The organism is Acinetobacter sp., assembly GCF_049284435.1.
Classification (GTDB): domain Bacteria; phylum Pseudomonadota; class Gammaproteobacteria; order Pseudomonadales; family Moraxellaceae; genus Acinetobacter.
Map to the genome: position 1 here is coordinate 1 of NZ_JBAPXX010000030.1, position 15,305 is coordinate 15,305.

13 protein-coding genes are annotated in these 15,305 nt (G+C 43.3%); 8 read left to right on the forward strand and 5 right to left on the reverse strand.

Annotation, left to right across the window (positions count from 1 at the left end; all coding sequences use genetic code 11):
* A partial coding sequence (locus tag WAK81_RS02430; RefSeq protein WP_422195535.1) for a porin occupies nucleotides 1-984 on the reverse strand: 984 nt, incomplete at its 3' end.
* A gap of 136 nt (nucleotides 985-1,120) precedes the next feature.
* Nucleotides 1,121-2,359, reverse strand: coding sequence for an MFS transporter (locus WAK81_RS02435; protein ID WP_422195536.1), 1,239 nt, complete (start codon nucleotides 2,357-2,359; stop codon nucleotides 1,121-1,123).
* A gap of 137 nt (nucleotides 2,360-2,496) precedes the next feature.
* Here WAK81_RS02435 and WAK81_RS02440 point away from each other — a divergent pair, with 137 nt between their 5' ends.
* The 5 genes from WAK81_RS02440 to putP all read left to right on the forward strand — a co-directional run bounded on the left by WAK81_RS02440 (nucleotide 2,497) and on the right by putP (nucleotide 7,254).
* Complete coding sequence (locus tag WAK81_RS02440; protein WP_422195537.1) at nucleotides 2,497-3,126, forward strand: 1-acyl-sn-glycerol-3-phosphate acyltransferase; 630 nt, start codon at nucleotides 2,497-2,499, stop codon at nucleotides 3,124-3,126.
* 63 nt (nucleotides 3,127-3,189) lie between these two features.
* Nucleotides 3,190-4,107: a patatin-like phospholipase family protein gene (locus WAK81_RS02445; RefSeq protein ID WP_422195538.1), complete on the forward strand. Its 918-nt coding sequence runs from the start codon at nucleotides 3,190-3,192 to the stop codon at nucleotides 4,105-4,107.
* A 102-nt stretch (nucleotides 4,108-4,209) separates the two neighbouring features.
* Entirely contained in the window at nucleotides 4,210-4,683 is a 474-nt protein-coding gene (locus WAK81_RS02450; protein ID WP_422195539.1) for an NfeD family protein, read from the forward strand.
* A gap of 12 nt (nucleotides 4,684-4,695) precedes the next feature.
* Nucleotides 4,696-5,550: an SPFH domain-containing protein gene (locus WAK81_RS02455; RefSeq protein ID WP_004279377.1), complete on the forward strand. Its 855-nt coding sequence runs from the start codon at nucleotides 4,696-4,698 to the stop codon at nucleotides 5,548-5,550.
* Nucleotides 5,551-5,763: 213 nt separating this feature from the next.
* Nucleotides 5,764-7,254 carry a sodium/proline symporter PutP gene (gene putP / locus WAK81_RS02460; RefSeq protein ID WP_422195540.1) on the forward strand — a complete coding sequence of 497 codons (1,491 nt, stop codon included), beginning with the start codon at nucleotides 5,764-5,766 and terminating at the stop codon, nucleotides 7,252-7,254.
* An 83-nt stretch (nucleotides 7,255-7,337) separates the two neighbouring features.
* Here putP and WAK81_RS02465 read toward each other — a convergent pair whose 3' ends face one another.
* Nucleotides 7,338-8,246: a polyprenyl synthetase family protein gene (locus WAK81_RS02465; RefSeq protein WP_422195541.1), complete on the reverse strand. Its 909-nt coding sequence runs from the start codon at nucleotides 8,244-8,246 to the stop codon at nucleotides 7,338-7,340.
* Nucleotides 8,247-8,470: 224 nt separating this feature from the next.
* Nucleotides 8,471-9,661, reverse strand: coding sequence for a 2-methylaconitate cis-trans isomerase PrpF (gene prpF / locus WAK81_RS02470; protein ID WP_422195542.1), 1,191 nt, complete (start codon nucleotides 9,659-9,661; stop codon nucleotides 8,471-8,473).
* 332 nt (nucleotides 9,662-9,993) lie between these two features.
* Between prpF and WAK81_RS02475 the strand changes: the two genes are divergently transcribed.
* From WAK81_RS02475 to WAK81_RS02485, 3 genes are all read left to right on the forward strand, one after another.
* Complete coding sequence (locus WAK81_RS02475) at nucleotides 9,994-11,349, forward strand: amino acid permease (RefSeq protein ID WP_422195543.1); 1,356 nt, start codon at nucleotides 9,994-9,996, stop codon at nucleotides 11,347-11,349.
* Between the two features lie 504 nt (nucleotides 11,350-11,853).
* The gene (locus tag WAK81_RS02480) at nucleotides 11,854-13,284 is read left to right on the forward strand and encodes an outer membrane protein transport protein (RefSeq protein WP_422195544.1); all 1,431 of its coding nucleotides are present in this window, start codon (nucleotides 11,854-11,856) and stop codon (nucleotides 13,282-13,284) included.
* Nucleotides 13,285-13,599: 315 nt separating this feature from the next.
* Complete coding sequence (locus WAK81_RS02485) at nucleotides 13,600-14,784, forward strand: OmpP1/FadL family transporter (RefSeq protein ID WP_422195545.1); 1,185 nt, start codon at nucleotides 13,600-13,602, stop codon at nucleotides 14,782-14,784.
* A 72-nt stretch (nucleotides 14,785-14,856) separates the two neighbouring features.
* Here WAK81_RS02485 and thrH read toward each other — a convergent pair.
* A partial coding sequence (thrH, locus tag WAK81_RS02490; RefSeq protein ID WP_422195546.1) for a bifunctional phosphoserine phosphatase/homoserine phosphotransferase ThrH occupies nucleotides 14,857-15,305 on the reverse strand: 449 nt, incomplete at its 5' end.

Consider the following 15,305-nt stretch of genomic DNA (forward strand, 5'->3'; position numbering starts at 1 on the left):
AACAAAGATCTGCTGTGCTTCATAATCGGCAGTATTATCTTTGAAGCTTGTAGTGTTTTGGCTGTATTGACCTTTAACTGTCCAAGCTTTTGCATTTGGAAGATTATATTCAGCACCAATTAACCAACCTTGAGCATCGTCAATATTAGCTGCTCCAGCTGCATTTCCTGCTACATTTTCAACTTCTGAAGTTTGATAAAGAGCTTTAAGCGCTAAACCACCATCTAGATTTACACGACCAATTGCACGAATGGTATTTGCAGCAGCGAACAAAGTACCACCCGTTACTTCTGGAGCAGAAGCATTATCAAAACCGCGCCCTAAGAAGTTAGTCGGAATTGCTTTGTCATAAGCAACACCTGCTACAACTACTGGGCTGTCATATACTACAGAAGCCGACCACGCATCACCTAAACCACGACCCGCAGTTTTCACTACACCTTTGTCGCTTTTGATGCCTGAAGACTCACCTGTTGCCAATAAAGCATTCACTTTAATAGCACCTTGAGGCAAGGCAATAGCTGGAGCTTCATACACTACAGCATTGGATACACGACTTTCACCCGTCATAATCCCGCCAATGTCAGCACGGTTACCAACATAGTTATTAAAAGTATCTACAGGGCTAGACAATTGTTTTAATGGAGTGTCATGTGCACCAACTTTTAAAGTACCAAGTTTTGCATCTTTTAAACCAACAAAACGGTTACGTTTAGACCAGTCATCACCCTCACCATCAGAGTTAAAAGCCCATTCAATTGCATAAATTGCACTTAGGCGATCCGTTAACTTTTCATCCCCTTTTAAACCAACGAATGAGCTATTTGAACTTAGTTCAATTACATCTTTGTCAGATACTGGTGAAGCATTATCTTCAGGTAAGTAATCTACTGACGCATCAATCTCACCATAAAAAGTTGGTGCTGCAAAAGTTGTCCCCGCCAAAAGGCTGAATGCAATTGCTGTTGCTAACTTAGTTTTCATCAAAAAAATCCTTAATTTATTTTGTAACAAATAATACACACGGCGCTTATATTACAAAATTATTAAATTAATATTTATATATTCTATTTAGTACTTTAGGCTAATATTTAATCAAACAATTGATTATTTAGAAATTTTATACTTTTCCTGCAACTTTCATCCATAGGAAAATTGGAATTAAACAGATAATTTCCACGATCACGATCAGGTTAAGATAATTTTGATAGCCTAAAGCATCTCCCAAAATACCACTTAGACTATAAAGTCCCCCACTCACCGTAGCCATTAGTGCCACCTGAAAGGTGAAATCTGTTCCTGCCAGATGCTTGCGACTGTATTGCATGACCAAGGTCAGCATGACCACCAAGAGCATGGCAGAGATCATGTCTTCAGCGGCATTGATCAGATAAATGATCCAGTTTTCTACTTTGTTTTGGATTTGATACTGGGCAGCCAGCCACGCATAAGCCATTAAAGTCATGATTTTCAGAACAGAGAAAATCAGTAAACTCCGGCTGCGAGACCAGTACTTCAGACACCAGCCAGCCAATCCTGCTCCAATCAGTGCCGCAAATGCACCAAGCATGGTGACATAAAGGCCAATCTGGCTAAAGCTCAGTCCGAGATCTACCATTAACGGTTTTAATAAAGGCCCGGATAAACCATCGGCGATTTTAAAGGTCAGTAAAACCATTAACCAAGCAGCCAAGGTTGAATCTGACCAGAAGTATTGAAAATAGGTTTTAATATTACTGAGTGCTGGTTGTTCAGAAGTTTGCGTGGTGGTTTTTAGATGCTGAGGTTCTCTAAAAAATAAAATGGGTAAAGTATTAAGAAAAACCAGAGCAGCCAGTAACAGAAAGGTACTTTGCCATTGCAAAATATCCAAAAGCCATAGAATGGCACCCCCACCGACAATGAATCCCAGACGCGAACCGATAACCTGAAAGGTATTGCCCCAGTGTTGCTGTTCATTTTTCAGAATATTGACTGCCAGCGCATCGGTCGCAATATCCTGCGTGGCCCCAATACCATTCATCAGCAAAAGCGTGATAAAAAACAGCAGTAAATACAGCGGCTGATTCAAGGCCTGAATCGGTAGAAATGAGAGCCCAATCAATACAGCAACTGACAGCCATTGCAAGGGAATAATCCAGCTACGGTAATGACCTTGGGATTTCTTCCCATAACGATCGACCCAAGGTGCCCAGAATATTTTAATCGACCAAGGCAGCATTAACAGGCCAAAGCCCCCGATATGCGCCAGTGATACCCCTTCAGCTCGCAGAATGACTGGCAAGGCATGCGTCATAAACCCGACCGGAAGCCCCTGTGCCCAGTACAGCGAAAACAGTAAAATATAGGTATTCCGCATATTTAGGCCAAGTCCTTCAGTTTAAAATGCATCAACAACATTTAAGATGCTATACATTTTGCCAATGAACCAGATTTTACAACAGTCTAATATAATAAAAAATAAAGAAAAATTAGTTTCAGGAAGGGACAAAAGCAGTGGCCCAAATACGTTTCCCCCAACTCCCGCCGCATGTGCCAGCCCGCGGCAGCAAACTGAGCCGGACTTTTTTCAGGCAGCTTTTTTTGGCACAGGGCTGGCGTCTGGAAGGCGAATTTCCAGACTTATCTAAAGCTGTGGCGATTATTTCCCCGCACACCTCCAATATTGATGCATGGCTAGGTTTTAATGCCCTGCTTGGTCTCGGTATTCAGATTACGATTTTTGGTAAAGACAGTCTGTTTCGTACACCGCTAAAACCGGTTCTGGAATGGATTGGTGTGGTTCCTGTCGTGCGGGATAGTCCACAAGGTCATACCCGACAGATTGTAGACATCATTGAAAAATCAGAACAGATCTGGGTCGGTATGGCACCGGAAGGTTCTCGTAAGGCACCGGATAAAATTCGCAGCGGTTTTTATCATATTGCTAAAGCAGCCCATTTGCCGATTGTGATGTTTTCCTTTGATTATGATATCAAGACCATTCATATCCTGGGCGTGTACCATCTGACCGGTGATTATGAATACGACCTGGAACAGATTTATCAGCATTATCAAGGTAAATTCTCGGCCAAAAATCCAGACTGGGTGGCCAAGCCGTTACAAAAGCTTTTGAAAAAAGACTAGGCAAATACGGATTTTTTTGATGTGATAGCCTGAATTTTGTTGATTTAATCACCGGTTTTTATAATGAAATTAGTCCGTTATGCCTTAATTGGCTGCCTTGGTTTCAGTCTTGCAGCCTGTGATAAAGTCACTAAAACACCTACGCCTGCCACGCCATTAAAAGCCCGAGAACCTGTCGTCGCCATTGCCCTCGGTGGTGGCGGTGCCAAAGGTTTTGCCCATATTGGCGTCATTAAAGTCCTGGAGTCGCATGGTATTAAACCGAAGATTGTCACCGGAACCAGTGCCGGCAGTTTTGTCGGTAGCCTGTATGCCAGCGGCAAATCGCCTTATCAGTTACAGCAGATTGCCCTGAATTTTAAAGAATCCGATATCCGCGATTTAACCTTGAATCGACAAGGCATTATTGCGGGACAAAAATTGCAGGATTTCGTCAATAAAAATGTGGCGAACAAACCGATTGAACAGTTCCCGATTCGTTTTGCTGCAGTTGCCACTCGTCTGGACAATGGCCGTAAAGCTGACTTTATTAAAGGCAATGCCGGACAGGCAGTTCGCGCGTCCTGTAGTATTCCGAATGTGTTTGTTCCTGCCGTGATTGGCGGCACCAAATATGTCGACGGTGGCCTGGTCAGTCCGATTCCGGTCAAGACGGCTAAAGATATGGGAGCAGATATTGTGATTGCCGTGGATATTTCTGCCCGTCCAGATGGTAATAAAGCCCTGAACATGTGGGGTGTACTGGATCAGACCCTGAATATTATGGGACAGCAAAGCATTAATGAAGAGTTGAGTCAGGCCACTGTGGTGATTCAGCCCAAAGTCGGTCATATCGGTACTTTAGACCTGAAAGCCAGTAATGCGACCATTCTGGAAGGTGAAAAAGCAGCTCAGCTGAAAATCCGTACTATTGAAAAAGCCATTAGCAACTTTAAGCAGTCTCCTGCAGCACTTAAACCGCCACGTCCGACAAAATTTTGATGTATGAATTTTTTATATTCATCTGCAGCCGCATCTGCTACATTGAAGATCAATCATATAAAGATGATGATTAATTAAATACTTAGCGATATAGGTCACGATATGGAATTAGTTCTTGAACCTTGGCACTGGTTTGTATTAGGCATCCTTCTGATTCTATCGGAATTACTGCTGCCCGCATTTGCTGCCCTGTGGTTCGGGATCGGTGCCATCATGGTGGGCGTCCTGTACTGGATGTTCCCGATGATGGGACTGACGACCCAGCTCCTGACCTGGATCGTACTTTCTGTTCTGTGTACGCTGCTCTGGTTCAAGTTTATCAAGCCACTTTCTATTGACAAGACCAAAGCCGGTCTCTCGCGTGAGGCGACCATTGGTCAGGTGGGCATGGTGATTCAGACCAATCTGGATCATGGGCAAATCCGGGTGCGCTTTCCGATGCCAGTTTTAGGTTCGGATGAATGGGATTGCCGCGTTCTGGATACCGTTCAGGTCGGAGATCGCGTTCGCGTCGTGGATATTCTGGGTAATGACCTGGTCGTACAACCTCACAGCACGAATTATCAAAATCAATAAGGTGAATAAGCTATGTCTGGTGGTTCTATCATTGTTATCGCGTTTCTGGCCTTTGTTGCGATTACCATTTTTAAAGGTGTGCGGATTGTGCCGCAAGGTTACAAATGGATTGTACAGCGTCTGGGTAAATACCATACCACGCTAAATCCGGGCCTGAATTTTGTCATTCCTTATGTGGATGAAGTCGCCTATAAAGTCACAACCAAAGATATCGTTCTGGATATTCCGTCACAGGAAGTGATTACCCGTGATAACGCGGTACTGCTGATGAATGCTGTGGCTTATATCAACCTGACCACACCAGAAAAAGCCGTGTACGGGATTGAAAACTACTCATGGGCGATTCAGAACCTGGTACAGACTTCACTGCGTTCGATTGTCGGTGAAATGGATCTGGATGATGCCTTGTCTTCACGTGACCATATCAAGGCACGCTTAAAATCCAGTATTTCCGATGATATCTCGGACTGGGGTATTACCTTAAAAACTGTAGAAATTCAGGATATTAAACCTTCTATCACCATGCAGACAGCAATGGAAGAACAGGCCGCTGCTGAACGTCAGCGTCGTGCAACAGTCACCAAAGCTGACGGTGAAAAACAGGCCGCGATTCTGGAAGCGGATGGACGTCTGGAAGCGTCACGCCGTGATGCCGAAGCACAAGTGGTGCTGGCTGAGTCTTCACAACGTGCAATTGACATGGTGACTTCCGCCATTGGTGATAATGAGATTCCGGTCGCCTATTTACTCGGTGAACAATATATTAAAGCCATGCAGGATATGGCCAAATCACCAAATGCCAAGACCGTAGTACTTCCTGCCGATGTGTTAAATACGATCCGCGGTGTCATGGGTCGCCCTAACTAATTTATCTTTTGACTTTATACATAGGCAGCCCGAGGGTTGCCTATTTTTATTGACGCAAGAAAATCTCAGCAAAAAATGTGAATTTATGGTTAAATTTCGCGTTTATTTTTGAAATCTACTGGATTTGATGTTGCCTGGCTTTCGGATTAAAGCTTTTCGCAGCTGTCTTATTCCTTGTTTCGATCTACTGTCCAACTTAAAAATGGATACCGTATGAGCTCCCTAAATCCAACCTTAATTACTTTTCTTTTCTATATTGTCGCAATGGTGGTAATCGGCCTGATGGCTTATCGCGCGACAAGCAACTTTTCCGATTACATCTTAGGGGGCCGACGTTTAGGGAGTTTCGTAACTGCACTTTCTGCAGGGGCTTCCGACATGAGTGGCTGGCTCCTGATGGGTCTGCCCGGTGCGATTTATCTTTCTGGTCTGTCTGAAATGTGGATTGCCATCGGTCTGATTATTGGTGCCTGGCTCAACTGGCTGCTGGTCGCTGGCCGACTCCGGGTACATACCGAAGTCCAGCATAATGCCCTGACCCTGCCGGATTATTTCTCGAATCGCTTCAATGACCAGAAGAAAATCCTGCGTATTGTTTCGGCTTTCGTGATTCTGATTTTCTTTGCGATTTACTGTGCTTCCGGCATGGTTGCAGGTGCGCGTCTGTTCGAAAGCATGTTTGATATGTCTTACAGCACCGCACTGTGGATCAGTGCCATTGCCACCATCAGCTATGTGTTTATTGGTGGCTTCCTGGCGGTGAGCTGGACCGACACCATTCAGGCGGGTCTGATGATCTTTGCCCTGTTGCTGACACCAATCGTGACGTTGATGGCATTTTCAGATATGTCCCAAGTGACTTTGGCACTGGAAGCTGCTCGTCCTCAAGCAATGAATATTCTGGGTGATCTTAGCCTTGTTGCGATTATCTCCCTCTTGGCTTGGGGCCTAGGTTACTTTGGCCAGCCGCATATTCTGGTGCGCTTTATGGCAGCGGATTCAGTCAAGTCGATTCCAAATGCACGTCGTATTGGCATGACCTGGATGATCTTGTGTCTGGGCGGTGCAGTCGCAGCCGGCTTCTTCGGGATCGCCTATTTCCAGCAGCATCCGGAACTGGCAGCTGCAGTGAATGCCAATCCTGAAACGGTATTTATGGAACTGACTAAAATTCTATTTAACCCATGGATTGCAGGTGTGGTGCTTGCTGCCATTCTTGCCGCAGTAATGAGTACTTTAAGCTGTCAGTTACTGGTCTGTTCAAGCACCTTGACAGAAGACTTCTATAAATCTTTCCTGCGTAAAAATGCCTCGCAAAAAGAACTGGTCTGGGTTGGCCGTTTGATGGTGCTACTGATTGCCTTGCTGGCAATCTGGATGGCGGGTAATCCTGAATCCAAAGTTCTGGGCCTGGTGGCTTATGCATGGGCAGGTTTTGGTGCCGCCTTTGGTCCATTAATTATCCTGTCATTGTTCTGGAAACGCATGACCTTGAATGGCGCCTTGGCCGGTATGATCGTGGGTGCAGTCGTGGTTATTGTCTGGAAGAACCTGTTTGCAGACACTGGCCTGTATGAAATCGTTCCTGGTTTTATCTGTTCAATGTTGGCGATTGTAGTGGTGAGCCTGATGGGTAAAGCGCCAACAGCAGAAATTACCGACCGTTTTGAAGAAGCAGAACGCCTGTATAACGAAAGCAAATAATTCTGTAGCAACTAAAAAAGAGGACTTCAAGTCCTCTTTTTTATGGAATTACTTTAAACCTTTTAAGGAAAATAATGCTCCAATCAGCTTTTGCGCGTGAGCAGGAACTGGGTAATTTGCATCAACTCTTCCGCCTGACCTTCAAAATGGTTCAAGGCATTGATCGCCTGATCATGTAATTGCTGGGCATAGGCTTTGGCCTGCTCCAGACCCATCAATGCAGGATAGGTCGATTTTTCGACCTGTTCATCTTTACCTGCGGTTTTACCCAAGACTTCGGTATCGGAAATAATGTCCAGAATATCGTCCTGTACTTGGAACGCCAGGCCAATCGCCTGTCCAAACTCACGCAGTTTCGGAATCGCCAGATCGCTGCCTTCAAAGATTGTCACCGCCGCCATCATGATCGCGGCACTAATCAAAGCACCGGTTTTATTACGATGGATAGTTTCCAGTGCTTGCTGATCGATTTTCTTGCCTTCTGACTGCAAATCTAAAACCTGACCATTCACCATTTTCGAAGAGGCTGTCGCCAGAATCTGCATCTGCTTCAGTACAATGGAAGCTTCTACCGCTGGCCCCTGATCAAACAGACGGCTACCCAAAATTTCAAAAGCCATAGACTGCAGGATATCACCTGCCAACAACGCTGTATCTTCTCCATAAGCCACATGACATGTCGGCTGGCCACGGCGCAGCAAATCATTGTCCATACACGGCAGATCATCATGGGCCAGTGAATAGCAGTGAATAAACTCGATCGCAACCGCTGCACGACGCACTGCAGCACTATTCTGGTTGGGTTTTAATGCAGCGGTGGCATAGCATAGCGCTGGACGTACTCGTTTACCGCCAAGCATCACAGCATGATGGACTGCCGACCTTAAAGGTTCCGGAATCGCAAAGGCTTCCAGAGCGGTCAATAAATCCTGTTGAATGCGGTGTTGTGCTTGAGTGAGTGCATGGGTTGATACGTCAGTGATAGATGACACATTCGCCTCGAATACGTAGTCCAGAAGAATAAAATGACAAGCGAATAAATGCCTGTACGGTGATCAGGCATTGTACCTAGAAATGCCTTGAATTTTCAGCCATAAATCAAATTGTTCTGCTGAAATTTGCTATTCAACATCAAATAAGCAAGTCAAAGATTTTAAACAATAAAAAACCACCGCAGAACCGGTGGTTTTATTCAGGCTAAATGCATGCAAGGCATTTAAGCGAGAACATCTTCTGGTACGCGCACCCAGCCTTCCATCAAGACACGGGCACTACGGCTCATAATCGCTTTCTTCACTTTCCACTCACCATGTTCAAAACTTGCTTGTGCACCCACTCTCAAAGTCCCGGAAGGATGACCGAAACGCACCGCTTCACGCTCTACCCCACCTGCGACCCGGTTCACTAGTGTTCCGGGGATGGCAGCTGCCGTACCAATAGCCACCGCAGCCGTGCCCATCATGGCATGATGGAGTTTACCCATAGACAAGGCACGAACCAGAATATCGGTATCCGATTCGGTGACCGTCTTGCCACTTGAAGAGGTATAGTTACTCGGTGGTGCAACAAAGGCAATTTTCGGGGTGTGTTGTCGGGTTACGGCTTCCGTAATATCCTGAATCAGTCCCATCTGTTTAGCCGCATAGGCGCGAATCGTTTCGAACTTTGTCAGGGCTGCCACGTCATTATTGATATGATCCTGAAGTTCTGTGCCCTTATAGCCGAGATCTCCCGCATTTAAAAATACGGTTGGAATGCCGGCATTAATCATGGTTACTTCGAAGCTGCCAATATTTGGAACCACCAGCGTGTCGGTTAAATTTCCAGTTGGGAACATTGAACCGCCTTCAGCATCGTCATCAGCTGGATCCAGAAACTCGATCTGCACTTCCGCCGCAGGAAAGGTTACGCCATCCAGTTCGAAATCACCCAGCTCCTGCACCTGTCCATTCTGCATCGGCACATGTGCAATAATGGTTTTCTGAATATTGGCCTGCCAGATACGTACCGTGCACAGCCCATTTTCAGGAATACGTTCGGCATCGACCAGACCATTGGAAATGGCAAATGCACCTACTGCCGCGGTCAGATTGCCGCAGTTGCCACTCCAGTCCACAAAAGGACGTTCAATTGACACCTGACCAAATAAATAATCGACATCATGATCAGCTTGCTGGCTTTTTGACAGGATCACCGTTTTACTGGTACTGGAACTGGCGCCACCCATGCCATCAATCTGTTTCCCGTATGGATCTGGGCTACCAATCACGCGCAGCAAAAGCTGATCACGAATCCGGCCAGGCTGTTGTGCCTGTGCAGGTAGATCATCCAGCTTAAAGAAAACACCTTTACTGGTGCCTCCACGCATATAGGTTGCAGGAATCTTGATTTGGGCGGCAAAACTCATGAATTATTTCATCCTTTGACTTGTCTTTGTTTTCGTACGGGTTATTCAATATTTATATTCAGCGTATAGTATGTTGAAAGCAAAACTGCTGGTCTGCCAGACCTTAGTATAAAAAAACGGCATTTGTATTTTATCCAAGAAAACAGAGAACTCGTCAGTTACAGTTTCAATAAAATTAATATATTGATTCATTTATATTTTATTTCAGTTATTTATATGAATAATTTTTATCATTCCTCCAACAATATTTCATTCTTAGGATGGACTAGGCTTCTGAAGTCTGATCAATTACAATCAGCCACTTATCATTTTCCATTGTCGGGCTGAACACTTTGAATAACGAGTCTTCACAACTTCAGCGTGGCTTAAAGAACCGTCATATTCAGTTGATCGCCATGGGCGGTGCAATTGGCACAGGCTTATTCTTAGGTTCCGCACAGGTGATCCAATCTGCGGGTCCTTCTATTATTTTAGGCTATGCCATTGGGGGCCTGATTGCATTTTTAATCATGCGTCAATTGGGTGAGATGATTGTTCATGAACCTGTCGCAGGTTCATTCAGCCATTTTGCTTATAAATACTGGGGCAAATTCCCCGGTTTCCTTGCGGGTTGGAACTACTGGATTCTGTATATCCTGGTAGCCATGACCGAACTTACTGCGGTTGCGAAATATATCAACTACTGGTGGCCGCATATTCCAGCCTGGGCATCGGTACTGTTTTTCTTTATCGTGATTACACTGGTCAACCTCGGCAATGTGAAATTCTACGGTGAATCGGAATTCTGGCTTTCCATCATTAAAGTGACTGCGGTCATCTCGATGATTGTCTTTGGCCTGTATCTGATCCTGACTGCTGATGCTTCTTCAGGCGCATCTTTTAGTAACCTTTGGACCGCGGGCGGTTTCTTCCCGAATGGCTTCGAAGGTTTGTTCTACATGCTGGCATTCTTAATGTTTGCCTTCGGTGGTATTGAACTGATCGGTATGGCGGCTGCAGAAGCTGAAAATCCGGAAAAAACCATTCCGAAAGCCATTAATCAGGTGGTTTTCCGTATTCTGATTTTCTATGTCGGTGCCTTAACGATTCTGTTGTCACTAGTGCCTTGGAATCAGCTTGAGCTTGGTGGTCTGGACAAAAGTCCGTTCGTGATGATTTTCAGCCAGCTTGGCATTGACTGGGCAGCACACTTACTGAACTTTATTATCCTGACAGCAGCACTGTCTGTGTATAACAGTGGTATGTACGCTAACAGCCGTATGCTCTATGGTCTGGCCCAGCAAGGAAATGCACCTAAAGTCTTCATGAAAGTGAATAAGCAAGGTACGCCAATTCCTGCTGTATTGTTCTCTGCCGCGCTGATTTTCGGCTGTGTGCTACTCAACTACTTCGTGCCTGAAGATGCCTTAAGTCATCTGATTTACATCGTAGTCGGTGCATTGGTATTGAACTGGGCCATGATTACCCTGACCCATCTCAAGTTCATTCAGAGCATGAAAAAGCTAGGACAGAAGACTTCCTTCCCTGCGCTGTGGTCTCCGGCGGGCAATATTCTGGTTCTTGGTTTTATTCTTACGATTCTTTACATCATGTGGACGCAAGGATTCCAGGAATCTATTTTGATGATCCCGCTTTGGATCGTGGTCATGTTCGGTCTATTTAAATTACTTAAGCTTAAAAATACCTAAATAATTCCTGTAACTATAAGTCCTTAAAAAGTTATTGCTCCGGCAATAACTTTTTTTTGATCTATTTTTCAGTAAATTCATCCTTCTTTTGTGCCCTTAGCTTAACTGGATTGAATAGTTTCTTTCCAAGTGATTGACGCGCGTTCGAAGCCAGCAGGATGCACAGCTCCCTAAAATGTGATCTATATCACAACATTTAAAGTTTAAATTTCCTGTTTTTAGAATATTTTTTATACAAAAAATCATTTTATCTTCATAATTTTATTATTTTGTTTATCAATAACTTAATCCTCAACCCTAAAGAATTTTGGTGCAAAAACTCTATTCTGATGCTTTTTTAAACTAAATAGTTTTTTCTAGAGCATTTACTCTTATTTTAATTGTGGTATTTTTGACACATGGAGTAACAAATGATTGCGGTTTAGTAACCAAGCTCTCCAAAAGATTAAATAAGTGCAAACAACAACGCTAGATATAAATTTGTACCTCAAGGAAAGACATAAAATGAAATTAAAAACATTAACTACTGCAATGATTCTTGCAACAGTACCAATGACAGGTGCATTCGCAGCTGCTTTGGACCGTTCAGGCCAATCTATTGCCGCTTTCTTACAACCGGGTAATTATTTTGAAGCGGGTATTTCTGTTTTAGATCCTACTGTAGAAGGTCAAGAAGCAGGTACATCTGCAACAACCCGTGATATTAGTGATATGGCTGGTGATTACTATTTCCCAAGTGCAGCATTAAAGTTTCAACCTACTGAAAAGTTCTCAGTTGGTATTTTATATGATCAACCATATGGTGCTGATGCTGAATACCAAGGCACTAATGTCTTTACTTCAAACCCAGGTACAGACACTATCTTATCAACTGGTGCAATAAACAATATTGTACGCGCTAGAGCAGTTGCAGCTCTTGAAGCCCTAGGAGCACCAGTAAATGAACAAACGCTAGCAGGTGCTGAAGCACAAGTTAGAAGTAGTCCAGCTTTTCAACAGTTAACTGGAGCACTGGGTATAGGTAATAATTTCTTAGGTGAAGGTAATACTAAGGTTGAAGTAGATACTCAAAACCTGTCTTTAGTATTGGGTTACCAACCGACTGAAAACTGGAATATCTATGGTGGTGGTGTTTATCAAACTGTTAAAGGTAATCTAAGCTTACGTGGCCAAGCATATAGCCTTTTTAATGGTTATGATGCGACGTTTAAGGAAACAAGTGGTACAGGTTGGTTAGCAGGTTTAGCTTTCCAGATTCCAGATATTGCTTTAAAAGCTTCTGTAACTTATCGTTCTGAAATTGATCATGATGTTTCAGCTTCTGAAGATTTATCGCTTCTAAACTTTCCTTTATTAACAACTGTATTAGGTGGTTTAGGTGTTTCTCCTGCCCAACTTGCCACTCTAGATGATTCTGGAAAAACCAAAATTACTACACCTCAATCTGTAAACTTGGATTTCCAAACAGGTGTTATGGCAAATACGGTAGCTTTTGCGAATGTACGTTGGGTAGACTGGTCAAACTTTTCTATTCGTCCTTATCAATTCGGTAATATCAGTGAAGCTGTAGGACCTTTAGTAGGTCGTCCAGATGGCTTTAATCTTGTTGAATATGAAGATGACCAAATTTCAGCAACTGTAGGTGTCGGCCGTAAGTTTAATGACCTATGGGCTGGTAATGTATCAGTAGGCTGGGATTCTGGTGCAGGTAACCCTGTATCTACTCTCGGTCCAACTGAAGGTTACTGGAATGTAGGTCTAGGTCTTCAGTACAGCCCAACACCAGCGACTTTCATCGCGGGTGGTGTTAAATACTTCATGTTAGGTGATGCGAAAGCACAAACAGGTGCACAAGCTGGTGGACCGGAATTTGTTGCAGAATTTGAAGATAATAATGCATGGGCATATGGCTTAAAAATGGGTTACCGTTTCTAAGTTTTAATTGAATAAAAAACCACTTTCGGGTGGTTTTTTATTTTTTAACTCTAATTTTATACACTTGCATATCATTTGCTTGTTTTACGAGCAATTAATCCTGCTCTAAATATCATTTTTCTCAAATTTAACTTTTATTTTTATTTTCTTATTTATCATTTAGTTAATAGGAAAATATAGTATAAATACTCTAAGCAACCCTTTTATTTAACCGCCTTAGTTCATTTCTTCAACAGAGCTGAGTATTTACTCTTTTTTAAATTATGTTACTTTTCCAGCACATTTTTTGTTACAGATGGCATCAGGGAACGTACCATGAAGCTCAATAAAATTTATTCTGCTATTTTACTTAGCGCTTTACCTCTTTCCGCAGCTCAAGCCGCTGGCCTAGACCGTTCTGGTCAATCTATTTCTGCTTTTTTACAGCCGGGGAATTATGCTGAAGCTGGTATTTCTGTTCTTGATCCGACTGTTAAAGGTAAAGATAACAGTGGTAATAAAGTTGAAGATATGGGAGATGACTACTATTTCCCTTCTGCAGCCATTAAAGTTCAAGCAACTGATAAAATTTCCCTAGGTCTTTTATATGACCAACCTTATGGTGCTGATGCGACTTATCAAGTAGATGGTTCTAACTTTTCCAATGGTGTTGAAGGCACTTCTGTTGAAGTAAGAACCAACAATCTGACTGCTTTAATTGGTTATCAACCTAATGAAAACTGGAATTTCTATGCTGGCCCGGTTTGGCAAACTGTTGAAGCTGACATTAAATTACGTGGGGCAGCTTACTCATTACTAAGTGGCTACAACATTAAAATAGATCAAGAAGAAGCGTATGGTTGGTTAGCTGGTTTTGCTTATCAAATCCCTGAAATTGCATTAAAAGCTTCTGTAACTTACCGTTCTGAAATTAAACATGAAGCTAAATCGCATGAAACATCTATGTTGCCTGCGATTGCTCAATCTCCAAATTATGCAAATATTCTGACACCTCAGCAAAAATACGTTTTCTCTCAATTAGGTGAAGTAAACAGCACGGTAAATGCAACAACACCGCAGTCTGTTAATGTTGACCTTCAAACTGGTGTAGCACCAAATACTCTTGCTTTTGCTAACTTACGCTGGGTACATTGGGATCAATTTGCAGTCAGCCCAGCATTGTTAAAAATTATGGGACAAGACCTAATCAATTATTCAGATGATCAATATTCAGCAACTGTAGGGTTAGGCCATAAATTTAATAATAAATGGTCAGGTACAGCAGCGGTTGGATACGATTCTGGCGCAGGTAATCCTGTAACAACTTTAGGCCCTACTGAAGGTTATTGGAGTGTTGGTTTAGGCGGTCAATATAGCCCCGCTGAAAACTACTTTATTCAAGCTGGTGTAAAATATTTCTGGTTAGGTGATGCACAAGCTCAAACAGGTGGCATAGTAAAAGGTAGCTTCGAAGATAATCATGCTATTGGCTACGGTATGAAAATCGGTTACCGCTTCTAATTGCGTTAAAAATTAGGATTAAACAAGAAGGGGCGCTCTAAGCGCCCCTTCTCTTTTGCTTAAAACATCTAATTAAGCTGGAATATCGCGAACTGAAGCATTACGAATGGCTTCTTTTAACGCTTCATAACCATGAATGGATGGAAATTCTGGGAATTCAGCAATCACATTTTCAGGTGCATCAAACAAGAAACCGTGGTCAGCTTCACCCAGCATCGTAGTATCATTATACGAATCACCCGCTGCAATGACACGGAAGTTCAAACCATGTAGAGCTTTCACCGCCTGACGTTTTTGATCCGGCTGACGAAGTTTATAGGCAGAGATCATGCCCGCTTCATCAGTTTCTAGCTTGTGACAGAAAATGGTCGGCCAATCCAGTTGCTTCATAAGTGGATGAGCAAATTCATAGAAAGTATCTGAAAGAATAATCAATTGAAAATGAGTACTCACCCATTTTACAAATTCTTTTGCACCCGGGAAAGGTCCCATATCTGCAATCACTTCCTGAATATCATTTA